The following is a 26,192-nucleotide window of genomic DNA, read 5'->3' on the forward strand; positions in this document are numbered from 1 at the left end:
GAAAATGCATTTGCGACTCCGACTGATTATGGATGCAAACGCGCAACCAGATCACTGGTACTGCGATCAGGGAGCAGCGGAATCAACACCAGCTGCCCGCCGTGGCGCTGGACCTCATCGGCACCCACTACCTGCTCGGGACGATAATCCGCGCCCTTGACCAGCACATCGGGGCGGATGGCGCGGATCAGCTCGAGTGGTGTCTCCTCGCCGAACAGCACCACAGCATCGACCGCGGCCAGGGCAGCGAGTACCCGGGCGCGGTCAGCCTCGGGCATCATCGGGCGCTGCGGCCCTTTGAGCGCGCGCACCGAGTCATCGCTGTTCAGCCCGACGATCAGCCGTCGCCCATGCTGGCGCGCCTGCTCGAGGTAGCTCACGTGCCCGGCGTGGAGTAAGTCGAAACAGCCGTTGGTGAAAACAATGCGTTCGCCCTGGTCGCGCCATTGGTGCAGGCGTTCCAAGAGTGCCCCAAGGGTGAGTATTTTAGCCTGCTGGGTGGCGGAGTAGGCATCCTCCATGGCGGCCAGCAGCTCGGCCGCGCTGAGCTGGGCGGTACCAATCCGGCCGACCACGACGCCAGCGCCGAGATTGGCGAGCGCGACGGCGTCACTCAGCGGCAACCCTACGATGACAGCCGCCGCCAGCACGGCGATGGCGGTATCCCCGGCGCCCGAGACATCAAAGACCTCGCGCGCGCGCGCCGGCAGCTGCCGACGACCATCCGGCTGAATCAGCGCCATGCCGTGCTCGCCCAGGGTCACCACCAGGGCATCGAGTGTCAGGGATTCTCGCAGCTGCGCGGCGCCATCAAGCAGCGCATCGACATTGCCGGATGTCAGCCCCAGCACCTCGGCCAGTTCGGCGCGATTGGGTGTCAGCAGGCTCGCGCCGCGATAGCGGTCGAAATCGCGGCCTTTGGGGTCGATCCACACTGGCTTGCCGAGTTTCCGTGCGGCGGCGATCAGCCGCTGGCAAAGCCCACCGCTCAGCACGCCCTTGGCGTAGTCTGAAAGCAACAGACCATCGACATCGCCTAGTCGCTGACGGATGGCGGCAAAGAGCGCATCTTCAAGGGCCGCAGACAGGGGCGCGGTCTCCTCGGCATCGATGCGCAGCATCTGCTGATGATTGCCGATGGCGCGGGTCTTGGTGCTGGTGCCGCGTTCGCTTGTCGCCAGCACGGCGCCGGTTTCGATGCCGGCCTCGGCCAGCAGCGCCAGCAGCCGCTCGCGCTCGCCGTCCTGCCCGGTCACGCCGGCTAGTTCCACCCGCAGCCCGAGCGCGGCCAGATTGCGCGCGACATTGGCCGCGCCGCCGGCGACTTCGCTCTCGCGGCGCAGGCGCAGCACGGGCACCGGCGCCTCGGGGGAAATGCGCTGCACCTCACCCCAGAGGTAGCGGTCGAGCATCAGATCGCCGACCACCAGCAGGCGTCGCCCGCCGAAGCCGCTGGCAACGGCATCGCGCACCGCTGCGGGATCGGCGAAGCTCATGTGCCGTTACCCGGAGCCAGTTCCGCCTCGATGGCATCGCACAGCAGATGCCCGATCAGCAGATGGGCCTCTTGAATACGCGCGGTGCGCCTTGATGGGACGCACAGGCACTGCTCGCTCTGCGCACGCAGCGCGCCGCCGTCGGCTCCGGTCAGCCCGATGCGGGTCAAGCCGAGCCCGCCTGCGACTTCCATGGCGCGCAGCACATTGGGGCTGTTACCAGAGGTCGACAGCCCAACCAGCAGATCGCCCGGCCGGCCAATGGCCTCGACCTGGCGGGCAAAGATGGACTCGAAACCATAGTCATTGGCCACCGAGGTCAGCACCGAGGTGTCGGTGGTCAACGCCAGCGCGGCCAGGCCCGGGCGCTCGCGCTCGAAGCGCCCGACCAGTTCGGCGGCCAGATGTTGGGCATCGGCCGCGCTGCCGCCATTGCCCATCCAGAGAATTTTCCCACCCGCTCGCAGTGCAGCGATGCCGCGCTCCGCCAGCGCGGCGATTTCGTCCTCGAGCGCACCAAGTGCCTGGATGGTCTCGAGATGTTCGGCAAAGGTCGCGCGAATCCGTTGATGCATGAACTGAGGCCGCGGATGGATTGGGGTGGGCTATATTGGGCCAGTTGGCACTTGTGATGGCCATTAGATTTCAAGTATCCGGGTTTCAGGCGCAAGATGGCAAACCGGGAGCCCGGCGTATCGCATCCGTTCAGCCAATGCGCTGATCAGCCTCACCGCCCAATCAATTCTTCAATCCGCCGGCGAATCTCACCGAAGCTACGCTTGGGCACGTGACGGCGCGAGGCCTCGCGTGCCCGTTCGGCTGCGTCGAAGCGCTGCTTGACGGTGGCGGCCAGAACGGCTGCGCGATCCGGATGCGCGGTCAGTACCCGTTGCAGGCATTCAAAGCTCACGCGCACCAGCACGACATCACTTTTTGCCGTGTACTCTAGAAACGAGGGCTCTGCCGTCGCCATCGACAGAATGCCATAGTAGTCGCCAGGACCAAGCAGCTCGGTGACTTCCTTCGCACCGCCGGGCAGGGTGATGCTCGCCTCCACCAGGCCGTGGATTACGATATCGAAGCCCTCGACTATCTCGCCCTCGCGCAGCAGCACGGCGCCAGCATCGAAGTCGAGATAGCGGCTGGGAGTCGCGATCTGTTCGATCTCTTCATCCGACCAATGTCGCGAGACGTCGAGTTGTTTGAGCGCCTGAAAAATACTCGGGCGCTCGCGGGTGTTGGCATCGGCACGCCGGGTGCGCCATTCAGAGATTTGCGGCGAGATGTGAATACCCGCATTCAGAAAGGCGTAATGAATTTCGCGAAACAGCTCCTCGCGGCCGCGAAACATGGCCGGATAATTGTCGTAATGAACCCACACCATGTATTCATAGGGCTGAGTCGTGGCATTGGCCAGGCGCACCACCGGCAGCGGCCGATTCAGCACATGGGGCGCGCGCATCGCGGCCTCGAGCAGCAGTGCAGTGGCAAAGCGCGGATCGACCTCAGCCGGCACCTTCACGATGTACCAGGGGGCAAACTGGCGCCGGCCACTTTCGTAGTTCTTGATGTTCTGCCCGGCAAGCAGCGAATTGGGAATGATATGGCGGCTGTTGTCCCAACCCTGCAACCAGGTGGCGCGCCAGTTGATGTCCACCACTCGCCCGACAATGTCGCCCGGCAGCTCAATCCAGTCGCCGATCTGAAAGGGCTGCTCCAGCCCCATGGCAATGCCGGCAAAGAGATCTCCCAGCGGCCGTTGCAGCGCGAATCCGGCCAGCGCCGCCGCCACGCCGGTCGAAACCCACACACCAGAGATCGAATAGTCTTGCTGCCACAAAAACAGGCTGATTCCGCCAAGCAGCCCGCCGATGTAACCGAGCGCGCGCAGCAGCCCGGGCACGGTATCGCGATAGTCCGCAATGCGCTTCTCGAACAGAAACACTTCGATGACCCGCGCCACCGACCAGGCCAGCACCAGGTAAAAGACGAACACTGTCATCACCTTTAACGGCTCATCGGCGCGGGCGATATTGAACTCGTCGATCGCAAACCGCAGCAGGGTGCCAATCAGAATCACGGTTGTGGGCAGCACCGCCAGATCGACCAACGCCACCAGCCCAGGCATGGGCGCAACTCGCCCACGTCCACCGACTCGACGCAGTACCGCCTCCCAGAGCGTAATGAGCGCGACACAAAGCGCAAGTAACCAGCCTGGCTGATCGAGCAGCGCATCGAACAGGCTGATTGAGGGGTGAATTGCCGTGTCCATCAGTCCTGTCGCTCCATTTCCGCACCAGACCGTCGCGCAAAAACCACGAGGTGGGCTTGCCGGGCAGCTCGAAGCACAAGCACTACCCTGGTGCCGGCGTGATCCTGGCAGCTGGTCTCCCGGACCGCGAAGCATCCCGCGGCTGCCCCGATCGGCTCCATCGTGCTAAGTTGCCCTTCGCGCACTCTTACTGCCCTCTCCCCTTTGCCCAAGCGAATACCATGTCCGACACCTACGACCTCGTGTTACTCGACGCTTCCGGCTACCTGTTCCGTGCTTATCACGCCTTGCCCAAGCTCAGCAATTCCCGCGGCGAGCCGACCGGCGCGTTGGTGGGCTCACTGAATATGATCCGCACCTTAAGCGAGCGTTATCAACCGCGCTACCTGGGTGTGGTGTTCGACCCGCCCGGGCCGACCTTCCGCAACGCGCTCTTTGCCGACTACAAGGCTAATCGCCCGGAAATGCCGGATGATCTGCGCGTGCAGATCGAGCCCTTACAGGAGATTATCCGCGCACTCGGGCTGCCGCTGCTGATTGTGCCCGAGGTGGAAGCCGACGATGTGATCGGCACCCTGGCCACCCAGGCTGAACAAGCCGGACTGCGCACGCTGATCTCGACCGGGGATAAGGACCTGGCGCAACTGGTCAACGCGCGCATTCATCTGATCAACACCATGAGCGACAAGCTGCTCGACCCCGAGGGCGTGCGCGAGAAGTTCGGCGTGCCGCCCGAGCGTATTGTCGATTATCTTAGCCTGATGGGCGACAGTGTCGACAATATTCCAGGCGTGCCCAAGTGCGGCCCCAAAACCGCGGTCAAGTGGCTGACGCAGTTTGGCTCGCTCGATGATGTCATAGCGCATGCCGATGACATCGGCGGCAAGGTCGGCGAAAACCTGCGCGCCAGCCTCGAGCAGCTACCGCTGGCGCGGGAGCTGACCACCATCAAGCGCGACCTTGCCCTTGATGTCGCCCCCGAGGACCTCACACCGACCGCGCCGGACACCGACAGCCTGCGGACCTGGTATCAGCGCATTGAATCGCGCCGACTGCTGGCGACCCTTGAGGCGGTGGCGGGGGGCAACGCCTCGGGCGTCGTGGCTGGCGGAGATGAAGCAGACGCCACGCCACGCGATCCGAGCAAAGGCGCGGATGGCACGTCCGAAGCAAACACCGAAGCCACGACCGATCAGGGAGTCGGCACTGACGCCCAATCCGATTACCAGACCATCCTGACCGAAGCCGATTTCACCGCTTGGCTAGAACGTCTGCAGTCCGCCGAGCTCTTTGCCTTCGACACCGAGACCACCTCGCTCGACTACATGCGCGCGGAGGTCGTCGGTCTGTCCTTTGCCATTGCACCTGGTGAGGCGGCTTATCTGCCGCTCGCGCACATCTATCCCGGCGTTCCAACACAACTCGACCGCGACCGGGTGCTGGCCGCCTTCAAACCGCTGCTGGAAGACCCCAGCCGCCCCAAGCTCGGGCAAAATCTCAAGTACGATATGAACGTGCTCGCCGGCCATGGCATTGCGCTCCAGGGCGTCGCGCACGACAGCATGCTGCAAAGCTATGTGCTCGACAGCACCGCAAGCCGTCATGATATGGACTCGCTGGCGCTTAAGTACCTTGGCCACCAGTGCACCACCTTCTCGGACATCGCCGGCAAGGGCGCCAAGCAACTGCGGTTTGATCAAATCGCGCTCGAGCAGGCCACGCCCTATGCTGCCGAAGATGCCGACATCACCCTGCAGCTACACCTCAGCTTCTGGCCCCGGCTCGAGCAGACACCGAGCCTCAAGCAGCTGTACCAAGAACTTGAAATTCCGCTGATCCCGGTGCTCTCGCGCATGGAGCGCCACGGCGTGCGCATCGATGCCGATGAGCTCGCCAAACAAAGCCGGGAACTGGCCGAGCGCATCAGCGCGCTGGAAGAGAAGGCGTATCAGACCGCCGGGCGGCGCTTCAATCTCGGCTCGCCCAAGCAGATCGGCGCCATCTTCTTCGACGAGCTTGGCTTGCCGGTGGTCTCGCGCACTCCCAAGGGCGCGCCCTCGACCTCAGAAGCCGTGCTGGAAAAACTCGCCGAGGACGGCCATGAACTACCGCATCTGATCCTCGAGCATCGCGGCCTGTCGAAGCTGCGCTCCACCTACACAGACAAACTCCCGCAGATGCGCAATCCCGACACCGGCCGGGTGCACACCAGCTACCACCAGGCGGTTGCCGCTACCGGACGTCTGTCCTCCAGCGACCCCAATCTGCAGAACATCCCCATCCGTCGCGAAGAGGGTCGGCGCATCCGTCGCGCCTTTATCCCCGAGCCCGGCCACCGCTTGGTCGCCGCGGATTATTCGCAGATTGAGCTGCGCATCATGGCGCACTTATCGGGCGACGAACGCCTGCTCGCCGCCTTTGCCGAAGGCCAGGACATTCACCGCGCCACCGCGGCGGAAATCCACGGGCTAGCGCCGGAGGATGTCACATCCGATCAGCGCCGCTCGGCAAAGGCGATCAACTTCGGCCTTATCTACGGCATGTCCGCCTTTGGACTCGCACGCCAGCTTGGCATTGAGCGCCGCGATGCCCAAGCCTATGTGGATACCTACTTTGCCCGTTACCCCGGGGTGAAAGACTTTATGGCGCGCATCCGCGAGCAGGCCGCGCGCGACCACTATGTCGAGACAATCTTCGGCCGCCGGCTCTACCTGCCGGACATCAACCACAGCAATCAGCAGCGCCGCCAGGGTGCCGAGCGCACCGCCATCAACGCTCCCATGCAGGGCAGCGCGGCGGACATCATCAAACGCGCCATGATCGCCGTGGATGACTGGATCGAGCGAGACCGACCGCCGGTGCGCATGATCATGCAGGTGCACGACGAGCTGGTGTTTGAAATCGCCACCGATGCGGTGGAGGATGCAACCGCCCGCATCCGCGACCTGATGCAATCTGCCGCCAAGCTCAAGGTGCCGCTGATTGTCGATGTGGGCGTGGGAGACAACTGGGATGAGGCGCACTAGCCCGCGCGCGAGGCTGGCAACCCACCAGCGGCTAGCTCACTAAAGATCACGGAAACCATAATCCGTGTTCCCTTGATACAGACCTTGCCATGGCAGATGTTCGGATTGGCGCTGATGCGCCTGATGCCATCCAATCGCTGCCAGTTTATGAGGATCTCCGAATATCTTGAGCGATTGACGAAACGAATTGCGGGAACCTGGGGCCGACCGCAAGATACCCCATCATGACCACTTTACCCCTGACCCTCACCAGCATCGCCGCCGCACTGGCGCTGGGCTGGCTGCTGTTCCATTTTTCGATCCATTTTGGCTTTCGCGCCAAGCGCTTGCGCGAGCAGGGCGATCCCGGCGATTACGGTCTGCCGTTCGAGACAATCGCCATCCCGGGCCCCGGGCGCAGGCCGTTGTTCGGTTGGTGGGTACCGGCACCGGGTAGCCACAGCAGCGTCATTCTCCTGCATGGCTGGGGCAGCAATGCCGAGCAAATGCTCCCGCTCGCCGTGCCCCTGCACGCATCCGGACGCAATGTGCTGCTGTTCGACTCGCGCAACCACGGCCGCAGCCCCAACGCCAGCTTCTCCTCGCTGCCACGCTTTGCCGAGGACCTGGACGCAGCCATCGACTGGCTGCAATCAACCCACCCGGCCGCGGCTCGTTCCATTTCCCTGAGCGGCCATTCTGTCGGCGCTGGTGCCGTGCTGCTGAGCGCCTCGCGACGGCAGGACTTGACGGCAGTGGTCAGCATCTCCGCCTTTGCACACCCGCGCTGGCTGACCGAGCGCCATTTGCGCCAGGTCCTTATCCCGGCATTCGGCATCCGGCTGGTGGCCCGCTATGTGGAGTGGCTGATTGGCCACCGCTTCGATGCCATCGCGCCCATGCACACAATTGCCGCCATCCGCTGCCCGGTGCTCCTGGTGCATGGCGAGGCCGACACAGCCGTGCCAATCAGCGACGCCCACGCTATTGCACAAGCGGGTTCGCGGGCTGCCGCCATGAAACTGATCACCATCCCAGGCGGGGATCATGCCTCAAGCGAGCATATCGCGGAATACAGCCCCCGCCTGCTGGCATTTCTCGCGGAAGCGGAAAAGCGAGTGCCGAGCACGAGAGAGACCAGCGCGCGGGCGGAGGCTATAGCAACAGCATCTGTAGGCACCGCGAGCGCAGCTGCTCGGGCGTAGTTCAAAGACGGGGGGACGGTAGCTCAGGCGTAGTCGTCAACCACTGGCCGGCGGGAACGCCCCCAACCGTTTGAGAAGAACGGCGGCTTGCGAAGATTTATCCTGGGCGTGCCCTGCAAACGGCGATCGGTGTGACGGCGATCACCATCGCGCCGATCGGATGCGCGCCGCTCAGTCAGGCGCCTTTCGGTCACCATGCGCAGCCCTCCACGGCGTTCATCACTGCGCCGTTCCTTGCTCCTGCGCTCGCCGCGGCGCCTTTCGCCCGAACGCCGTTCACTGCCGCGCTGATCGCTGCGCCCGCCCAGGTGTTTCGGCAAGCCATGCCCGTCGAGCAATGGGTGCTGTTCCCGCGCGTCATCACCCGAGGCGCGACGAAAGTTCGTCGCGGCAACCGGTCGAATGGATTCAAGTCGATCAAACATCGTCCAATCTCAAGCGTCCGTTCACCAAGGGCACCGGCCGCGATCCGCGCCAATTCCACGCGGAATCGCGACCGGCTCCGGCGCCATCCATGCCGGACAATCACATCCTGTGCTAAACATATCAGGTTCGATCAGCCGCGAATTACGCAGCCTTACTCTCTGTATCGTTCGTGGCAGCGGGTTCTTAAGTCTTCAGCGCCAGCACCCTCTCTCGAGAAAACAAGCGGTTTGCATCTGCGCAAAGCCGCGCAATGATCATCAGAGATTATCGATGTCGCCTTCGGTCAGCAGCGGGCGCATTGCTGTCAGCAGATTGCCAAACAGTCGCGGATTAGACGCTTCCTCGCGTGCCAGCAGGGTTTTGAAATACTCGCGCTGGGTCGGCTTTTCGAAGCAGGCCGGGCATGAATCCAGCACCACCGGCAGCGCGGCAGCCTCGGCATAGTCGCGGGTCTGGCGCTCGCGACAATAGGCCAGCGGGCGGATGACGCGCAGATCGCCAGCATCGATGCGGTAATGCGCCTTCATGGTGCGCAATTGGCCACCATGAAACATGGACATCATCAGGCTTTCAGCCAGGTCGTCGAGATGCTGCCCCAGCGCAAGGACGTTGTAGCCGTGCTCGCGGCACAGGCGGTACATGATGCCGCGCTTCATGCGCGCGCAGTAGGCGCAGAAAGAATCCCCCTGCATGTGCTGCTCGGCCTGTTCCATCAGCGGCTGGCGCTCAAAATGCCAGTTGAGGTCAAGCGTGGCGTAATAGCCGGTCAGGGGTTGAGGATCAAAACCAGGCACTTCCGGATCGACGGTGATCACGCCGAGCGAGAAGCGCACCGGTGCGCGCCGCTGCAGATGGCGAAGAATCTGCAAAAGCGACAGGGAATCCTTGCCACCGGAGACGGCGACCAGCACGCGATCGCCCGGTTGGATCATGCGATAGTCCGCGATAGCGCGGCCAACCAGGCGCAGCAGGGATTTTGGCGGAGCGTCCGGATTCTTGCTCATGTCCGCCAGTCTACCCCAGCGGAATAGCAGACAAAAAATGAATGCCGGGCTTAAAAAGCTGAAGGCCGGCGGAGCCGGCCTTGTACTTCCTGCGCTTTGCGCGCGCACCCTGGGTCAGGGCGTCAGGAACTCCTGACTTTTCAGGAGTAGTAAAATGAAGTCTAGCGTGTTTTCGCAATTCTGCTGGGGCGCACGGCGGAAATCCCGTCAAATGCGCTCGCCATCCGACGAGCGGTTGTTCAGCGCCCAGTTGCGTTCCCCGTTGCACCTCTGGTTGCGCGCCCGGTTGTGTCGCCCATTTTGCCTCCAGTTGCGCCCGCTCGCTCCGGGGCTCGCTCCGGGCGGCGAGGCAGCTCAAAGCGGAATTCCTCAAGCTCCCATAACTCCGCCGCAGCGGACAGAATCATGCATGAGGGTCCGCCATAGGTGCGCGAGCGCCCGGCGGCGCCGGGGTTCAGCACCCAGGGCAGCATCTCGCAGTCCGCCACCATGCGATGACTGTGACCGTAAACAATGGCCCGCGCCTGCGGATAGCGGCGCCGCAGCCGCTCATGACGGCCGGCGGCTGCCATGCGGTGACTGTGCTCGACCACCAAAAGGCCGCCCGGCAGCTCGACCTGCGCGCGCTCGGGAATGCGCTCAAGTAGTGACTGCTCCTCCGCTGGCCATTTGCGATACACGTCGTTGTTGCCCCGCACTGCATAGACCTGCCCCAGTCTCGGCTGCAGGCTGGCCAGCACAGCAACCGAGCCGATATCCCCGCCATGGATGGCGATGTCACACTCCGCCACCAGCGCGAGCACGCGCGCGTCGACCTGGCCGTGGGTGTCGGCGAGCAAGGCCACCCGCAGCCGCTGTGGCTCGCTCGACTTTGGATCAGTCACAGAGGTTCAGTCACAGGAGATCATTCAACAGGGGACTCAATCACACAGGCTTAGTCGCAGGCAGGCGGTTGGCGGAGCTGCTGCAAGCATCAGCCCGGCTTAGCGATCAGCCGTCGATGCGCAACACCAGCTTGCCCGTCAGGCCGCCGGCCTCGAGCCGCCGGTGGGCATCCGCCGCCTGCGCAAGGGGATAACGCCCGCTGACCTCGATGCGCAAGCGTCCCTGCGTGATGAGTTCGGCGCACTGCCTGAGTATCCAGCCTTGGTGAACCTGGGCCTCGCGGATGTCGCGCAGCTGGGGTGTCAGCATCAGCTCCAGGCTGATGCGCAGATTGCGCAGGCGCGCTTCGCCGAGATCGAGAACGTCGCCGGCATTGGAGGAGGGATCGAGGATCGTGACCAGGTCGCCGTATAGCGCCATGGCCGGGATGGTCTGGCGAAACACCTCGGGACCGACCGTATCCAGCGCGATATCGACGCCGCGCCCCTGCGTCCAGTCAGCGATCGCCTCGACCACGGACTCCTCGCGGTAGTTGATAGCGCATTCGGCCCCGAGCTGGTGGACGAACTCGGCCTTCTCGGCGCTGCTGACGGTCGTTGCCACGCGCGCGCCCGCGGCCACCGCCAGTTGAATGGCCACATGCCCGACGCCACCGGCACCGGCGTGAATGAGTACCTGCTGCCCGGGCTTGATGCCGGCGCGATCATGCAGCGCCTCCCAGGCGGTGATCAGCACCAGCGGCGCGGCGGCGGCCTGGTCAATGTCTAATCCTGCCGGCACCGGCTGGAGCAGCGCCTCATCGACGACATTGAATTCAGCGTAGTTGCCGCGCTCACCCCCAAGGCCGCCACTGCAATACCAGACCCTGTCACCCGGAGCGACCAGGGTGACCTCAGCCCCGACAGCCTCGACCACACCGGCACCGTCGCAGCCAAGCACCGTTGGCCCGGTCGCTTCGCGCATCGGCCCGCGGCTACGGATTTTCGTGTCGACCGGATTGATGCCTGCGGCCTGCACCCGCACCAGCACCTCGGTCGGCGCTGCGATCTGCGGTTGCTCAAGCTCGACCTGCTGCAGCACCTCGGCGCCACCAGGCGCGGTCATCGCAATGGCTTTCATCGTCAAGTCTCCTCCCGAAAGTCTCCTCCCGGTGCTCAGCACAAACCGCTAGCCGTCCGAATCGCGTTCGGCCAGCATGGCCTGCAGTTCTTTTTCCAGGCGCGAGTCGTCATCGAGATTGACCTCGACGAGGCGACGGAGCAAAGCGACGCTCTCCAGATCCATCTCCAGGACATGGACCCCGACTTGGCCGGTGTCCAGATGCCGTACCTCGCCTTTGGCCTGAATGCACCGGCTGCCCTGCTCGTCCAGCGCCACGCTCAAGTCGACCAGCTGCCCAAGCACCGGGAGCCAATCCCCGCAAGCATCCAACAAGAAGCCGCGCAGGGAGATATCGACAAGCCGGCAATGGCCTGTCTGGTCCATGGCGGCAACCCGCACCTCGCGGTCAAGCCCGATGCGCCTGAAACGCCGTCTGTTAGCGGACTGGCTTGTCTCCGTCATGCGACATCCTCGCTTGTATTGGGCCGCTGTATCGGGCGTTTGCATCAGTGCGCGGGCCGGAACCAACTCGCGGAACCGACTCGCAGAAGCGGCTCCGTCATCCGCGCCAAGGAGCGCTCAGCCCTCCTTGGCTTCTGCCGCGGCCTCCAGCACTCGCAGCCGCCCAGTCGGATCGGCCGCGCGAAAATTGCCGATCAAGCGTTGTTCTTCCGGTGACAATTCCGGTGCCGAATCGTCCAGGCACAGCAAATACACGGGTGATACCGTCCCCAGCGCCTGCGCCAGGGTACGCGCCTGCTCGATACCCATGCGACGGATACCCTGCTCGTAATTGCTGATGCGGGATTTCGACAGGGTATTGTCCGTGCGCTCCGCCAGTTGCGCCAAGCTCAGTCCCTGCGCTTGCCGCGCATCTCTCAGTCGTTGCCCAATCGCGTTATTCAGCTCTTTCGTGTTCATGATAAATCGCTGTAATTAAGGAATAATTGTTATCTGCGCCAAGACCGTGACGCCTGCTCAAGCAAAGGCCCCAGACGCACCACATCCCGGCCGCCGATCCGCGACATGCGCTGGTACTATGCCTGCCACGGCAATCACTGGCAAGCAAAGCGCGCATTTTTTGAACGCCAATGGAAGGTCGGTAAAATCGCGGTTCAACATTGCGCGGAAGCAATCTGGCGATTATCCGCGTGTTTGCGGAAATCACCAGCAAGAGTTCGTGGTCAGCACTGCTCCCAGGGCAAGCCGTGGAAGCGCCAGCCGCCCAAGGTGGAGCGGTGGTGGTCATCGTCGCGCTCGCCTTCAAACCCCTCGTCGACGTGAAAGACAGACTGAAACCCGCCCTCAATCAGTGCCTTGCCGGCTTCGAGCGAGCGTTTGCCGCTGCGGCAGATCAGCACCACTGGCGCGCAGGGGCCGTCCGCGGTGCAGACGGCGCCGCCAAGCAGCAGCTTGCGGATCTCGGTGACGAACTCCGGGTTGACGGTCCACTCCGGCTCGTCGATCCAGGGCACATGCACGGCGCCTTTGGGGTGACCGACGAACAGAAACTCCATGGTGGAGCGAATATCCACCAGAACGGCTTGGGGGTCATCGGTGACCAGCGCGTGGGCCTGCTGTGGCGTCAGCTCCTTTGGCAAGCGATCATCTTTCATGGCTCCTAATCCTCTTTGGTCGAGTGTTCTGGCAATTTCTGCCAATCTCTATGCCACCGGAGGCGCCCACCGGGGTGGATAATGGCCGGCGATGTCGATTGTCGGAAATCACCTGATTTATTCTTCTGCCCAATCCCATGAAAACCTTCGGGAACCGCCATGGCAAGTATTAATTCTCTCCCACAGCTTTTCCGCCAGAGCGCGCGCGCCTTTGCCGATACTCCGGCGATTCTGACCGACGCAAAAACCTGGACCTACGCGGAGCTCAACGATGCCAGCGACGGCATCGCTGCAGGTCTGGCCGCGCGCGGCATCGCGCCAGGCGACCGGGTCGGGCTTTATTGTCCCAATGGTACGGACTTTGTCTGCTGTTACCTCGGCATCCTCAAGGCCGGCGCCTGTGCGGTGCCGATCAATCTGTTGCTGCCGCCAACGGCAATTGCCTTTGCGCTCAATGATGCCGGAGCCAAGGCGCTTTGCTTTCACGCCGTCTTTGCCGAGCAAAGCGCCGCCGCGCTGGCCGAGGCGCCTGGCGTCAAACTGCGGATTGGAATCGGCCCAATCGCTCGCGACGCCCGTGACGGCGATGAAAACCACCCTATCGAGAGCCAACCAACTGACGGACGCCCGTTAACCCGGGCACCAACGGACCCCAGCCCGAAGCCCGGCAGCAACATCGACTGCCTACTTGAGGACCTGATCACCCCCGATACCCAACAGCCACCACCGCTCGCGCTCGAGATCGACCCTGTAAAAAGTCCCGCCGTCATCCTTTATACCTCCGGCACCACGGGGCGGCCCAAGGGCGCGGTACTCACCCATGCCAATCTGGCCGCTAATGCAACGGCGGTGGCACAGGCGCTCGGGGTCCGCAGCGGCGTGGATGGTGATCGCTTCCTGGTGGTGCTGCCGATGTTCCATGCTTTTGCCGCCACCGTGGGTATTCTCACGCCTCTGCTCACCGGGGCAGCGCTGATTCCGGTGCCGCGTTTCGATCCGGCTCTGATCACGGACGCCATCGGCACCCACCGCGCGAGCATTTTTCTCGGTGTGCCGAGCCTCTACGCCGTGCTACTGCGACTCGATGCCGAGCAAATCGCCCGCTGGCGCTCGGTGCGTCTGTGCATCTCCGGCGGCGCGGCCATGCCGGAGGCGGTGATGCAGGCGTTCGAGGAGCGCTTTTCGGTGCCCATTCTGGAAGGCGACGGGCCGACCGAGTGCGGCCCTGTCACCTGTGTTAATCCGCCCGATGGGCCGCGCAAGCCGCGCTCGGTGGGTCCGCCAATCCCCGGGGTGGAAATGCGCATCGCCGATCCCACCGGCAACGAACTGCCAGACGGTGAGCATGGCGAGGTCTGCGTGCGCGGCCCGAGCGTGATGCGCGGCTACTGGCAGTTACCGGAGGAGACCCAGGCCAGCTTTCACGGGGACTGGTTCCGCACCGGCGACCTGGGCTGGCGCGATGCCGACGGCTGGTTCTATCTGGTCGACCGCATCAAGGATTTGATTATCAGTAACGGTATGAACGTCTACCCGCGCATCATTGAGGAAGTCCTGGTGCGCCACCCGGATGTCGCCGAGGCCGCAGTAGTCGGTGAACCGCACCCGCTGCACGGAGAGATCCCGGTCGCCTACATCACCGCCGCGTCGGAAGCCGCCGCGCTCGACACCAGCGCACTGCGCGACTGGTGCCGCCCGCAACTCGGCCGCCACGAACTCCCCCGCCGCATCGAGCGCGTCGACAGCCTGCCAAAGAATGCCGCCGGAAAAATCCTCAAACGCGAGTTGCGCCGCAGCGGCGAGCATGAGCGAGGGCTTATGAAACAACCTTAGTCAGGCCAGTCTGGCGCTAATTCCGGTGGCGCTGAGACCAAAATATAGACATGATCCTGACTCACCACACCTTGCCAACCTACCAGCCAGAGGGCTTGAGATGAAATCTGCCCGCCTGAAAGGCGGGGGTTTAAACCTTGGATATGGAAATTGATACCTGAGGGACAGACCAGGTTTTTTGTCTATCGCTGGTCCAGGAGAGGAGTGCGGGCGACCAGAATGTGCTGCTGGCGGGGTGATGAGAGGGGGCAGATTCCTCGTCACTCTTCAAATAGAGCGGCGTGGGTGCCGGCGCGCACGAAGTTGATGGTCTTGCCCTCGACCTGGTAGATCAGCAAGAAGTCACCGCCGATGTGGCATTCCCGGTGATCGGCCCAGTCGCCCTTGAGTGGGTGGTCCAGCCATTCAGGCCCGAGCGGCGCATCGTTGGCAATGAGCAGCAGCATCGCTTGCTTGAGTCGCTCCATGTCGTAGCGCCCGGAACGGGACAGCCGCGCCCATTCATCAGGATGGACGCGGCTTTTTGCTGATGACCAGCAGAGTAGGCGCTTAAAGCTCGCCAGTCACCCAGTAATCGATGCGCTTGATGTTGTTCTCAATGTACTTATCGACGGCTTCTTCATAGGAGCTTTCCTGGGCGTCGTACATGCTTGCCTGCAGGTCATCGAGTGGAATTTGCATGCGCGAGAGGAAGCTCGCGGCTTCGATTTCGTCCTGATAAAAACCCTTGCGAGCCATGGCCATGACCCGCTCGTAGCTGCCGAGGACGCCTTTGGGGTCTTCGAGGTAGCGCAGATCATAGGCGCCGAACATCCAGTGTGGGCTCCAGCCAGTGACCACGATCCACTCGTTGCGATCAATGGCGCGCTTCAGGGCGGCGGTCATGGCCGCGCCTGAGGAGATTTGTAGGTCGTAGTCGAGGTCATAATCTTCGATGGCCTGCTTGGACAAGCGGGTCAGGCCAGCACCTGGGTCGATACCGGTGATGGTGCCGTCGAGTTTCTCTTTGACCTCGTCTTTTTTCAGATCTTCAATCGAACTCAGCTCATCCTCCGGGATATAGTTGGGCACCACCCAGCCGAGTTGGGCCTCGGTGTAGAGGATGCCGAGTGGCACCACGTCATTGCAGACCTTTTCCACGTAGTCGGCATGGGTGCCAGGCTGCCAGGACATCAGCATCACGTCGATGTCGCCATTGGCGACGCCCTGGTACTGGGGCGCGATGTCGGTTTGAATCAGCTCGACATCGTAGCCCATGCGGTCTTCAAGAATTTTGGCAGCCAGCTTGGTGACCAACTCGGCATCGGACCAGGCAGTCCAGCCAATTTTGATGGTGTCTTTGGCGAGGGCACCAGCGCTCAGGCCAGCGGTCAGCGCCAGCGCGAGCACGACTTTAAGAGTGATTTTCATCATAGGGACTCCTTATCGGTTTTGGGATCGAAGGTCCGCCAGCGCGAGATAAAAGCTGCGCACGGCCGACTCAAGAGGCGGCGCCTGCCATCATGGAGACGCCGGTGGGAAAAGTGTTTGGTTAAAAAATCAGCGAGTGGGACGGCCCCTTGGCAGCCGTGAACGGCGCGCGCACAGGATTCGGCTGCTTACCGTGAATCGCGTGGATTCATTCTTCGGGTTGGCCAGGGCCATGAGCGTTAGGTGCCAGCAGTTCCCGTACCTGCTTGGGTGCCAGCTTGAGTATCGGGGCGCCGCCCCGCCCAGTTGCGCAACCGTTGCACCAACCCGGGGCCGGAGCGGCTGCGAATACTGCCGTAGCTCTGGGTAATGCGGTCGAGCAAAATGGCCAGCAGCACCACACCAAGCCCGCCTTCGAACCCCAGGCCGACGTTAAGCCGCTGAATGCCGGTCAGTACCGTATTCCCCAACCCGCCGGCGCCGATCATGGAGGCGATGACGACCATCGACAGTGCCAGCATGATGGTTTGGTTGATGCCGGCCATGATTGAGGGCATCGCCAAAGGCAATTGCACCTTAAACAGCAACTGCGAGCTGGTGCAGCCAAACGCCCTGCCCGCTTCGACATGCTCGACACTGACTTGGCGAATGCCGAGATTGGTCAGGCGCACCGCCGGTGGCATGGCAAAGATCAGGGTCGCGATGGCGCCCGGCACCTTGCCGAGACCAAAGAAAATGGCCGCCGGAATCAGATAAACGAACGGCGGCATGGTCTGCATCAAATCCAGAATCGGCCGCGCAATCATCTCGACCTTGTCGTTGCGCGCCATGGCGATGCCAATCGGAATACCGATAGCCAGCGCCACCAGACTGGAGGCGATCACTAGGGCCAGAGTGACGACGGTTTCGTCCCAAATGTCCATTCCAAACAGCAGTACCATGGCGCCGACGGCAAAGAGCCCGAAGCGCCAGCCGACGCGCCAGGTCGCCAGCAGCACGATCAGCGCCGCAAGCAACAGCGGTGGAAAGACCAGCAGCAGGTTCTCGAAGGCATCGATGATCAAATCCAGACCATCGGCGATCGCATCAAGCAGCGGGGTCAGATTGTCCTGAATCCAATCGACGCCGGCCTCGACCCAGTCGCCAATCGGTATTTCGAAATTCATGCCAGATTCAGCCATCCCGGATTCAGGTCTCAGGTTGTCTTATCGAGGGTTTGCAGCAAAATGGTCTTGTCGATGATGCCGCGATACTGGCCCTGATCATCAACCACAGGAATCGGATGCTCGGTGGTCGCGACGCGAGAGAGCACCTCGGACAGATCCATCTCCGCCGGCGCGGGCTCCACATTCGGGATAAAGGCTTGATCCCACTGCGCACCGTCGCCTTTCGCCGCCGCTGCAAGCGTATTGACACTGACCATGCCGCGATAACGATTTTCGCGATCCGTCACCACGCCCAGCGCGCGACCGTGGTCCTGCAGTTGCGCCAGTGCGGCGCGCACATTCACACCAGTGCGCTCGAAAACGATCAGCGCCCGATTGGAGGCAATGTCACCGGCACTGAACACCTTGCTGACATCCACGCCATAAAAGAACGAGCGCACATAGTCGTTGGCCGGACGGGTGACGATCTCCTCGGGCGTGCCGATCTGCACCACCCGGCCGCCTTCCATGATGGCGATGCGATCGCCGATGCGAATCGCTTCGTCGAGGTCATGAGAGATGAACACGATGGTGTGCGGCTTTTTGTCCTGCAAGCTGACCAGCTCGTCCTGCATCTCCGTGCGAATCAGCGGGTCCAGCGCCGAAAAGGCCTCGTCCATCAGCAAGATGGGCGCTTCAGTGGCCAAAGCCCTCGCCAGGCCAACGCGCTGGCGCATGCCACCGGAGAGCTCATCGGGATAACTGTCGGCATAGGGCTCAAGGCCCACCGTTGCCAGGGCTTTCAACGCCTGTTCGCGCTGCTCTGACGCCGGGATGCCGGCGACATCCAGGCCGAAGGCGGCATTCTCGGCCACCGTCTTGTGCGGCAATAGCGCGAAAGACTGAAACACCATGCTCATCTGGTGACGGCGCATATTGATGAGTTCTTGCTTGCTCATCGCGGTGATATCGACGCCGTCGAGCAGGATGCGACCACGGGTCGGCTCGATCAGGCGATTGATCATGCGCACCAGAGTGGATTTGCCGGAGCCTGACAGCCCCATGACCACGAAGACCTCGCCCTCACGGATGCTGAAGCTCGCCTGCTGCACCCCAACCGTCGTGCCGGTGCGCTTGAAAATCTCATCTTTCCCAAGCCCCTGGCCGAGCAGCGCAATGGCTTCATCGGGAGCCGGGCCAAAAATCTTGTAAAGGTCTTCGATGACGAGCTTGTCAGTCATGCGGGGATCATGTTTATCAGCCGCGCTAAAGCAGCGCGATCAGGCCGGCAGTCCTTGCAGCGATTTATGAATTGGAGCCCAACAGATCGACCCAGCATGTCGGCAAGTTTCAGACCCCGTCAATGCGCCACAATCAGGCGTGGCTGCCCAGCCAGGGTTTGCCAAAACGGACGATGAATGCGCAAAAAATTGCGCAGATCACAGTTTGGCCAAAGGACAGCGAGCGATCACAGTCTTATAGCGGACTTGCTGGATCGTGTTCAAACCAGCCAGTAACAGTGCGGACCGGGTCCGCTAATAGGTAGTGGCGGCACCCTTATGCGGGCCACCAAGCGTTTTACCGTAACAGCTCCAACCAGAGGATTCAACCGCCTACCTGGATCGCCCGGATTACCTGACCGATGCAACTGGTCCCGTTGCAACCGGGCCGCCGCACCGCTGCAAGTCACTTAGGAAGCCACTTAGGGGCACGTAATGGAATGTGATTTGCATCACATTTCGGTTGCAGCAGCGACTTCTTATTCTGAATTCACTCACCGGTTTTCGCACGACACCTGCCCAAAGCGCTCATTGCCCTACTGAGAGTATTGAAATCATGGCCGCTTCGACTCAGCCGCAGATTCATCCTGAAAGCGCAAGCCTCGACTCACTGATGCCGCAAATGCCCCAAGTTAGGGCATACAGCACCAGTTTGGACGCCCTCGCAGAGCGCTGGAACCTGCTCGCCCTGCTCGGGCAGATGAGTAACATCGGCATGGACATGACCGAGACGCGCGAAGGCTTTCAGAATCTGACCAAGGAACTGCTGCACCACCTGGGCACGGAAAACCTAAAAAAAACAGTGGCCGAGATGCAGGCCAAGGCGCAGGTGGCGGTAGATATCGTCATCCGCAATCTGTTTGAGCGCACCGCCGATATTGGCTTTCTGGCGACGGACGATGATTTTCGCGACTTCATTGCGATGCTCGCAGCAGTCGCCAGCCGGGCAAACCCGCCGCGCCAGCGATCACACGCCCGGCCCCAAGGTCCCAGCTATCCGCAGCCCTCGGGCAATGAACTCACGACCGACATATCTACCTTCCTGATCGGGGGGCGCCTGTTTGGCGTTGAGTCCTGCAACGTTGTCTGCTCCATCAACGACCAGCAAATCACCCCGCTGGTATGCTCCAACCCGGGCTTCATCGGCGTCTTCTCCTATGCCGGACAGACCGTCGGCGTCATTTCCATCCACGAGCTGCTCGGCATGACAAACCGCCCCTACAACGCCGAGAGCGACGGCATTCTGTTGGTGAAGGTCAAACCGCGCGACGGCGTCAACGAGGACGAAGGCATTCTCGGCATCGTCATCGACCGCATCATGGACAGCCCGGAAATCCCCAACCGCAGCATCTCCCGCTACGGCTCGGAGCTGGCTGGCAAGACCGTTCTGACGAAGGCCGTGGTGCGCCCCGACAGCGGCAGCGAGCGCGCCACTATGCTGTCGATTCTCGATGTCGAAGGACTCGAGGAGCGCGTGACTCGCAGCCGTGCGAATGGCACCGCACCGGAGATACCGCTACTCGGGCGCGACACGCCGCAGCGATGAATGTCAGGCCTACAACCAAGGCGATTCTCGGCGCGATGAAGGCATAAGATCACCCGCTACCGCGACAAGCCCGGTGCCGGCCAGAGCAATGCCCGATTCTCCGGCGCCAAATCGGGAGTCCCAGAAGGCGTGAAATTGTTATGCTTGTCCGATCATTCCGTGCGTTGAATCCGGACCAGTCATGAGTTTTTTTCGAGACGCCGAACAGCCCTTCGAACCGCCACCGGGCGATGATGCCGCTCACCCGCGTTGGGAGGTCCCCGATCTGATCGACTTCGACTACTACGTCGAGGCCGACGAGCGAGCGAAGAGCGACACCGCCGCCGCGCGCCAGTCGCTCGCCAAGCGCGACCGTGCGCTTTACCTGGAGCGCATCAAGCCGCGTCTGCGCGAGACCGAGCACACGCCAAGCCACAGGCGCATGGCCCTGCGACTGTGGCTTGCCGAGCGCCGCCGAAGCGAGGACCCGCCTCTGCGCCCACTGCTGCCCGGCGCATCCTTCGCGCGCGGCCAGCGTGTCGTCACCATATTGCTGGCGATCTTTGGTCTCATCACCGGCGCAACCGTCGCCTCGGCCCTGCTCCAGTACGAAGGTGAACACCCGGTGAATGTGTCCTGGTACATCCTGGTGCTGGTGATTCTGCAGCTCGGCCTAGTGGGCTTCACCCTCGGTGCCTGGGCCATGCGGCGCAGCAAGTCTATGCAGCAGGCACTGCGCGATGTGTCGCTGCTCGCGCACCTGATTCGGCCGCTGTTTTCGCGCGTTGCGCAGTGGATTCAACGCCATCGCCTCGGGCAAATGCCACCCGAGGTACGCGACCGGGCCAAGGCGCGGCAGGGATTGCTGCAATCCCATTTCTCGCTCTACGGCCCCGCGTCCTATTTGCCCATGTTGATTCCGGTGCAGGCCTTCGGCATCGCTTTCAACCTGGGCGCGATCAGCATGACCCTGCTGCTGCTGTGGTTCACGGATTTGGCGTTCGGCTGGGGCTCGGCGCTGAACATCGACCCGGCTGTGATCTACCACCTGACCAAGTTCATCGCCTGGCCCTGGAGCTGGCTGTTCGGCGAGGGCGCTGGCTATCCGACCCTGGCCGAAATTGCCGGCACCCGCATTTACCTGAAAGATCCGCTATCGATGTTTGATGCCGAGCATCTGCGCGCCTGGCGCTGGTTTTTGGTGCTCGCCGTCACCAGCTACGGCCTCCTGCCGCGGCTGGCGATGCTGGGACTTTCCGCTTTTATTCAGCGCCACGCGCTCGACCGCCTACCCTTCACCCATCAGCGCACCCAGGCACTCTACACCCGCTTGGTCACGCCTGATCTGGACACCGGCGTCGGCAAGACCGGGATGGGGCCGGCAATGCCGATTCCCGCGCCGCTCAAGCCCGTGACCACCAAGCGCTCGGCACCGCGCGGGGAAGAAGCCCCGCCGGCTGACAAAGAGACGCCGCCAAGCGAACCCGCCAAGGCAACGCCGTCGCAAGCAGACGCCCCACAGCCGCAGACTCAGCCTGCCGGCGGTCGACAAGCAACGGAAACCGGGCCTGCCTCCACTCCCGCTGGCCCAGCGCAGACTCCCAATGCGTTCACTGCTCCCAAAGAACCTCCGGCAGCGTCGCCCAAGACAACTCCCGCACAGAAAACGCCTGCGGCGGACGGCACCAAGGCTGCTCCCGCGGAAACGAGTAAGGCAGCTCCCGCGCCGACGCCTCCCGAAACCGAGACTCCCACAACTGCGCCCCCTGCCGCAGAGACTCCCGGCATCGCGCCCGATGCCTGCGTGCTGCTGCTGCATGTCGATGTCGCCGATGTGCTCGAAGACACCGATCACGGCCGACTGCAACAGCTGTTGCGCCAATGCTCTGGCTGGCGGGTAGCCAACTCCGCCACCTATGGCGGTGGCACGGCCATGGCCGATCAGGCCGTCGCGCTGATCGAAGACTGCGACTGGGGGTCACCACCCGCGCGGGTGGCGCTGATCGATGACGGCTCGCAACCGCCGATTACCGAGCGCCTGCGCTTCCTGCGCCGGGTGCGCGCCGCGGCGGGCGATCAGGCGCAAATCCTGCTCGCGCTGACCGGCGACCCCGATGGCGACGACCCACTGCCGCCGGTCAGCGACTTCGATTTCGGCGACTGGCAGCGCAAGATCGAGCAGCTTGCCGATCCGTATCTGCGTCTGACCATGCTCGCCCCCGCGGCCGAGGCAGCGCCTGCGGGCGAAGTCAGCGACGACCAGACACAGCACAACGGATCGACAGATGACCGGGCGACGGATGATGCTGGCGCCCAGGAGAAGGAGCGCTAATGGCCGCACCCCAAGACATCCCCACGCTGGCCATTATGGGCCATCCCAATGCGGGCAAGTCCTCGGTGGTCGCCACCCTGACCGAAAACGACCGCATCGAGATCGACAAGCGCGCCGGCACCACCACCACCTCGGACCGCTACCCGGTGGTAATCGACGGCAAGACCATCATCGCCTTCATCGACACCCCAGGGTTCCAGAACCCGAGCGACATTCTCGAGTGGTTCCAGACCCACGAGCGCGAGACCGATATTGCCCATGCCTTTGTGGAGGCCCATCGCCATGATCCGCTGTTCAGTCACGATGTGGCCCTGCTCGAGCCAGTCGCAGCGGGTGCCGGCATCATCCTGGTAGTCGACGGCTCCAAACGTATCAAAGAGAAAGACCGTACCGAGATGGAACTGCTGCGGCTGACGGCGCGCCCGCGCATGGCGATCCTCAACAATCTCAGCAAAAGCGAGAAGTTCATGCCAGCCTGGCAGGATGCCCTGAGCAAGGCCTTTAACTCGGTGCGCGAGTTCAACGCCCACCGCGCCACCTATGCCGAACGCGTCAAGCTGCTCAACGCGCTGAAAAGCATCGATCAGCGCTGGGAACCGCAGCTTGAGGAGACCATCGAGGCCTTCAGCCACGACTGGGAGAGACGCATCGACTCCAGCGTCACCACCATCATCGGTCTCCTGCGCGAAGCCCTGACGTTTCGCATCAACCGCGTGGTGCGCGTCAGCGATCTGCAGTCAGACGCGGACCGGCGCGAAATTCAGCAAAGTTTGCAGAAAACTTTCCAGGACGGGCTTCGCAAGCTTGAGGTCGAGGCACAGGCCCAGATCCGCGGCCATTTCCGCCACAACGTCTGGAATCTACCGGCGGATTCCCTGCTGCAAAAAGATCTTTTCTCCGACGAAGTCGGCAGGGCGCTGGGACTCAATCGCGTGCAGATGGCGTTGGCGGGAGCCGCAGCCGGCGCGACCACCGGCGTCGGCATCGACCTGTCCCTGGCCGGCGGCAGCCTAGGCGCCGGACTCTTGCTCGGCGCCGCAGCCGGCAGCGTGCTCGGCGCACTTGGCGGCGCCGCGCTAGCCAAGGTCGACATCCAGCGCACTCTGGGCGTCGAGCGCTTCTCGCTCGGGCCGGTCAGCAATCAGCGTTTTCCTTTCATTCTCCTCGATCGCATCCTGCTTTACTGCGCCCGCGCGATGAACTGGTCACACGGTCGCAAGGCCGCGGATGACAGCGCCCCCAACCGGGTTCCTGACCGGCTGGCAAAGCGCAAGCGTGGCTTTACCGAAGAACTTTCCCAAGACCAGCTCAAAACGCTGGCTAAGTTCTTTGGCGACGTGCGCAAAGCCAAAGACAGCAAGTTCGAAGACGACAGCCGTTTGATTCTCGCCGAGTTACTGCAAGGATTGTCAGCAAGCGAGATCGACAGTCGCGCGGAGCTTTGAGCGCCCACCTGAAGGCAACAAAAAAGTCATACAAACGCCGTTTCCAGGGCGCGCGCATCACACGCCGTCTATCACTGTCAGCGTGATCGCGCTTAGAGCTTCATGACAGTGTAACCCTGGGCTCCTAGCTCGATTTCGGCCGCCAGCGCGCCCAAGGCGACGCCGATGTCGTCACGCACGTTCTGATAGTAGTAACCGCTATCGACGATCGCCTGACCGCAGACGTAAAGCTTCACACCCGCATCCTTCAGCTTGCCGAGCAATTCCACGTTTGGATTCGTGGTGCCGAAGCGCGCTTTGTAGCTGTCATCCTTCAGCACCGCGCGGGTCGCGCTGCCGTGTAGAATAACGACAATGTCGAGATTCTTTGCCGGCTTGCCATCCGTGCCGAACAGATTCACCACCCGTGCCACATGCCAGAGCCCCGGATTGACGGCGTGCGCGCTCGGGTCGCCCGCGGCGATATCGAAGGCCACTTTGTAGTCAGCCTCCGGGTCCGGCTGAAAATCCGCGTCCGGCAAGGGATTGATATACCCATAGCCGCTGATGACAGGCGCCTGCCATTCCGCGACCTTCTCATCGGCGCTTGCGACGCTGAACCAACAGCCCATTAGGATCGCAGCGCCCAACACCCCAGAACAACGGCCCAATCGTCTTGATTTCATGCTTCAGCTCCACAAGTTGCGGCATCCAAAATAAAGCGAAGGCGTGATCGAGCCAGCCCATTCAGACTGGCAACCCGCCCGCGGACAGGATATACCAAAAGCGCAAGATTCCGACCACCGGCAAGAAATGCACACTGTAGATGCTGCGAAAATTGCCAATTGGGTTTAATGTTGCGGACCAAAGCTACGCGTTTATCCTTAAATGGTCAGCGAATCGCCGCGGCCCTGAATGTCTGCATTGACTGGAGCGCCCCATGGATCGCCAACAAGCCGCCAAATTCATGCTCGATTGTTTGCGCATGATGCTTGCCCGCAAGGGCTCCGACCTGTTCGTCAGCTCCGGTTTCCCGCCCGCGTGCAAGATCGACGGCAAGCTGACTCCTCTGAGCGAAAAGGCCCTGACCTCGGAGCAGACCGGAGTCTTGGTGCGCTCGATCATGAACGACTTCCAGCTCAAGGAGTATGACGCCAAAAAGGAATGCAACTTCGCCATCAGCCCGTCCGGTATCGGCCGTTTTCGCGTCAACGCGTTCGTACAGCAGGGACGCGCCGGCGTCGTGCTGCGCACCATCCCGACACAAATCCCCGACATGGACGAGATGGGCCTGCCGCCGGTGATGAAGGACCTGGTGTTGACCAAGCGCGGCATGATTCTGCTGGTTGGCGGCACTGGCTCGGGTAAGTCAACCTCCTTGGCCGCCATGCTTGGCTATCGCAACGAAAAAACCCATGGCCACATCATCACCATCGAGGACCCGGTCGAGTTCGTGCATGAGCACCGCAACTGCCTGATCACCCAGCGCGAGGTCGGCGTGGATACCGACTCCTGGGACAACGCCCTGATAAACACCCTGCGCCAGGCGCCGAACGTGATCCTGATCGGTGAGATCCGCCAGCGCGAGACCATGGAGCATGCAGTCAACTTCTCCGAGACCGGCCATCTGTGCCTGTCCACCCTGCATGCCAACAACGCCAACCAGGCACTCGATCGCATCATCAACATGTTCCCGGAGGAACGCCGCGCGCAGTTGCTGATGGATCTGTCGCTGAACCTGAAAGCAGTTATTTCCCAGCGCTTGCTGCCGCGCATCGGCGGAGGACGAGTCGCGGCGATCGAGATCATGATCAACAGCCCACTGATTCAGGATCTGATTTTCAAAGGGAAGGTGCATGACATCAAGGGCGTCATGAAGCGTTCGCGTGAGCTTGGCATGCAAACCTTCGACATGGCGCTGTTCGACCTCTACGAAGCGGGCCTGATTACCTTCGAGGATGCTCTGCGCAGCGCCGACTCGATGAACGAGCTACGCCTGAAGATCAAGCTCGAAAGCGCCGAGGCAACCGAGGGCGACGCCTTCGGCGAGGCGAACGGACTCGCGCTGGTCGGCGAGGACGAGGAAGACCTGCCGCCCGAAGAAATCGGCAAGAAGTTCGGTACCACGGAAGACCCATCGGAGACCGCCTTCGACCTCGACAGCTTCGACCTGGCCGAGGCCTCGATGGACCTGGAATCGGAATTCAAACGCTAGTTACTCTGCCCTTCTACC

The 26,192-nt window shown here is 62.4% G+C and carries 23 protein-coding genes; 7 read left to right on the forward strand and 16 right to left on the reverse strand.

Translation table 11 applies throughout. The annotated features are described in order from the left end of the window. Window positions 1-26: 26 nt before the first annotated feature. The 3 genes from hldE to Thiosp_RS21300 form a co-directional block, all read right to left on the reverse strand. Entirely contained in the window at window positions 27-1,496 is a 1,470-nt protein-coding gene (hldE, locus tag Thiosp_RS21290; RefSeq protein WP_201063008.1) for a bifunctional D-glycero-beta-D-manno-heptose-7-phosphate kinase/D-glycero-beta-D-manno-heptose 1-phosphate adenylyltransferase HldE, read from the reverse strand. After that, entirely contained in the window at window positions 1,493-2,071 is a 579-nt protein-coding gene (locus tag Thiosp_RS21295) for a D-sedoheptulose-7-phosphate isomerase (protein ID WP_201063007.1), read from the reverse strand. Before Thiosp_RS21295 ends, hldE begins: the two co-directional genes overlap by 4 nt. A 152-nt stretch (window positions 2,072-2,223) precedes the next feature. Further along, entirely contained in the window at window positions 2,224-3,768 is a 1,545-nt protein-coding gene (locus tag Thiosp_RS21300; protein ID WP_201063006.1) for a mechanosensitive ion channel family protein, read from the reverse strand. A gap of 221 nt (window positions 3,769-3,989) precedes the next feature. Between Thiosp_RS21300 and polA the strand changes: the two genes are divergently transcribed. Continuing rightward, window positions 3,990-6,794: a DNA polymerase I gene (gene polA, locus Thiosp_RS21305; RefSeq protein WP_201063005.1), complete on the forward strand. Its 2,805-nt coding sequence runs from the start codon at window positions 3,990-3,992 to the stop codon at window positions 6,792-6,794. Here the strand turns inward: polA and Thiosp_RS24860 are convergent. Further along, the gene (locus tag Thiosp_RS24860; RefSeq protein ID WP_201063004.1) at window positions 6,791-6,928 is read right to left on the reverse strand and encodes a DUF433 domain-containing protein; all 138 of its coding nucleotides are present in this window, start codon (window positions 6,926-6,928) and stop codon (window positions 6,791-6,793) included. The genes polA and Thiosp_RS24860 overlap by 4 nt on opposite strands. 90 nt (window positions 6,929-7,018) lie before the next feature. On the opposite strand from Thiosp_RS24860, the gene Thiosp_RS21310 reads away from it, so the two are divergent. Beyond that, window positions 7,019-7,978 (forward strand): alpha/beta hydrolase, encoded by a 960-nt coding sequence (locus tag Thiosp_RS21310; RefSeq protein WP_201063003.1) that lies wholly within the window; start codon window positions 7,019-7,021, stop codon window positions 7,976-7,978. A gap of 23 nt (window positions 7,979-8,001) precedes the next feature. Here the strand turns inward: Thiosp_RS21310 and Thiosp_RS21315 are convergent, their stop codons facing one another. The 7 genes from Thiosp_RS21315 to Thiosp_RS21345 all read right to left on the reverse strand — a co-directional run bounded on the left by Thiosp_RS21315 (window position 8,002) and on the right by Thiosp_RS21345 (window position 13,010). Then, entirely contained in the window at window positions 8,002-8,403 is a 402-nt protein-coding gene (locus Thiosp_RS21315; protein WP_201063002.1) for a hypothetical protein, read from the reverse strand. 258 nt (window positions 8,404-8,661) lie between these two features. Next, window positions 8,662-9,408 (reverse strand): ATP-binding protein, encoded by a 747-nt coding sequence (locus Thiosp_RS21320; RefSeq protein WP_201063001.1) that lies wholly within the window; start codon window positions 9,406-9,408, stop codon window positions 8,662-8,664. Between the two features lie 239 nt (window positions 9,409-9,647). Beyond that, the gene (locus Thiosp_RS21325; protein WP_201063000.1) at window positions 9,648-10,292 is read right to left on the reverse strand and encodes a metallophosphoesterase family protein; all 645 of its coding nucleotides are present in this window, start codon (window positions 10,290-10,292) and stop codon (window positions 9,648-9,650) included. Between the two features lie 106 nt (window positions 10,293-10,398). After that, entirely contained in the window at window positions 10,399-11,412 is a 1,014-nt protein-coding gene (locus Thiosp_RS21330) for a zinc-dependent alcohol dehydrogenase family protein (RefSeq protein ID WP_201062999.1), read from the reverse strand. Between the two features lie 48 nt (window positions 11,413-11,460). Further along, window positions 11,461-11,856: a PilZ domain-containing protein gene (locus Thiosp_RS21335; protein WP_201062998.1), complete on the reverse strand. Its 396-nt coding sequence runs from the start codon at window positions 11,854-11,856 to the stop codon at window positions 11,461-11,463. 117 nt (window positions 11,857-11,973) lie between these two features. Continuing rightward, entirely contained in the window at window positions 11,974-12,315 is a 342-nt protein-coding gene (locus tag Thiosp_RS21340; RefSeq protein WP_201062997.1) for a helix-turn-helix domain-containing protein, read from the reverse strand. Window positions 12,316-12,578: 263 nt separating this feature from the next. Next, a complete protein-coding gene (locus tag Thiosp_RS21345) occupies window positions 12,579-13,010 on the reverse strand; it encodes a rhodanese-like domain-containing protein (RefSeq protein ID WP_201062996.1) in 432 nt (143 codons plus the stop codon). A 159-nt stretch (window positions 13,011-13,169) separates the two neighbouring features. On the opposite strand from Thiosp_RS21345, the gene Thiosp_RS21350 reads away from it, so the two are divergent. Next, window positions 13,170-14,843, forward strand: a complete 1,674-nt coding sequence (locus tag Thiosp_RS21350; RefSeq protein ID WP_201062995.1) for a long-chain-fatty-acid--CoA ligase — start codon at window positions 13,170-13,172, stop codon at window positions 14,841-14,843. A 260-nt stretch (window positions 14,844-15,103) separates the two neighbouring features. Here Thiosp_RS21350 and Thiosp_RS21355 read toward each other — a convergent pair whose 3' ends face one another. The 4 genes from Thiosp_RS21355 to proV form a co-directional block, all read right to left on the reverse strand. Beyond that, window positions 15,104-15,310, reverse strand: a complete 207-nt coding sequence (locus tag Thiosp_RS21355) for a type II toxin-antitoxin system YafQ family toxin (protein ID WP_201062994.1) — start codon at window positions 15,308-15,310, stop codon at window positions 15,104-15,106. Between the two features lie 82 nt (window positions 15,311-15,392). After that, on the reverse strand, window positions 15,393-16,256 hold the full coding sequence (locus Thiosp_RS21360; protein ID WP_201062993.1) for a glycine betaine ABC transporter substrate-binding protein: 864 nt from the start codon (window positions 16,254-16,256) through the stop codon (window positions 15,393-15,395). Between the two features lie 236 nt (window positions 16,257-16,492). After that, window positions 16,493-17,419, reverse strand: coding sequence for an ABC transporter permease (locus Thiosp_RS21365; RefSeq protein WP_201062992.1), 927 nt, complete (start codon window positions 17,417-17,419; stop codon window positions 16,493-16,495). Window positions 17,420-17,448: 29 nt separating this feature from the next. After that, window positions 17,449-18,639: a glycine betaine/L-proline ABC transporter ATP-binding protein ProV gene (gene proV, locus Thiosp_RS21370; RefSeq protein ID WP_201062991.1), complete on the reverse strand. Its 1,191-nt coding sequence runs from the start codon at window positions 18,637-18,639 to the stop codon at window positions 17,449-17,451. A gap of 691 nt (window positions 18,640-19,330) precedes the next feature. On the opposite strand from proV, the gene Thiosp_RS21375 reads away from it, so the two are divergent. The 3 genes from Thiosp_RS21375 to Thiosp_RS21385 all read left to right on the forward strand — a co-directional run bounded on the left by Thiosp_RS21375 (window position 19,331) and on the right by Thiosp_RS21385 (window position 23,980). After that, on the forward strand, window positions 19,331-20,224 hold the full coding sequence (locus tag Thiosp_RS21375) for a chemotaxis protein CheW (RefSeq protein WP_242518159.1): 894 nt from the start codon (window positions 19,331-19,333) through the stop codon (window positions 20,222-20,224). Between the two features lie 181 nt (window positions 20,225-20,405). Then, a complete protein-coding gene (locus Thiosp_RS21380) occupies window positions 20,406-22,535 on the forward strand; it encodes a DUF2868 domain-containing protein (protein WP_201062989.1) in 2,130 nt (709 codons plus the stop codon). Further along, the gene (locus Thiosp_RS21385; RefSeq protein WP_201062988.1) at window positions 22,535-23,980 is read left to right on the forward strand and encodes a GTPase/DUF3482 domain-containing protein; all 1,446 of its coding nucleotides are present in this window, start codon (window positions 22,535-22,537) and stop codon (window positions 23,978-23,980) included. Before Thiosp_RS21380 ends, Thiosp_RS21385 begins: the two co-directional genes overlap by 1 nt. Before the next feature lie 92 nt (window positions 23,981-24,072). On the opposite strand, the gene Thiosp_RS21390 is transcribed toward Thiosp_RS21385, so the two are convergent. Further along, window positions 24,073-24,645: a DsrE family protein gene (locus tag Thiosp_RS21390; RefSeq protein ID WP_207187954.1), complete on the reverse strand. Its 573-nt coding sequence runs from the start codon at window positions 24,643-24,645 to the stop codon at window positions 24,073-24,075. Between the two features lie 254 nt (window positions 24,646-24,899). On the opposite strand from Thiosp_RS21390, the gene Thiosp_RS21395 reads away from it, so the two are divergent. After that, complete coding sequence (locus Thiosp_RS21395) at window positions 24,900-26,174, forward strand: PilT/PilU family type 4a pilus ATPase (protein WP_201062986.1); 1,275 nt, start codon at window positions 24,900-24,902, stop codon at window positions 26,172-26,174. Window positions 26,175-26,192 lie beyond the last annotated feature (18 nt).

The organism is Thiorhodovibrio litoralis, from assembly GCF_033954455.1.
Taxonomy (GTDB): Bacteria; Pseudomonadota; Gammaproteobacteria; order Chromatiales; family Chromatiaceae; genus Thiorhodovibrio; species Thiorhodovibrio litoralis.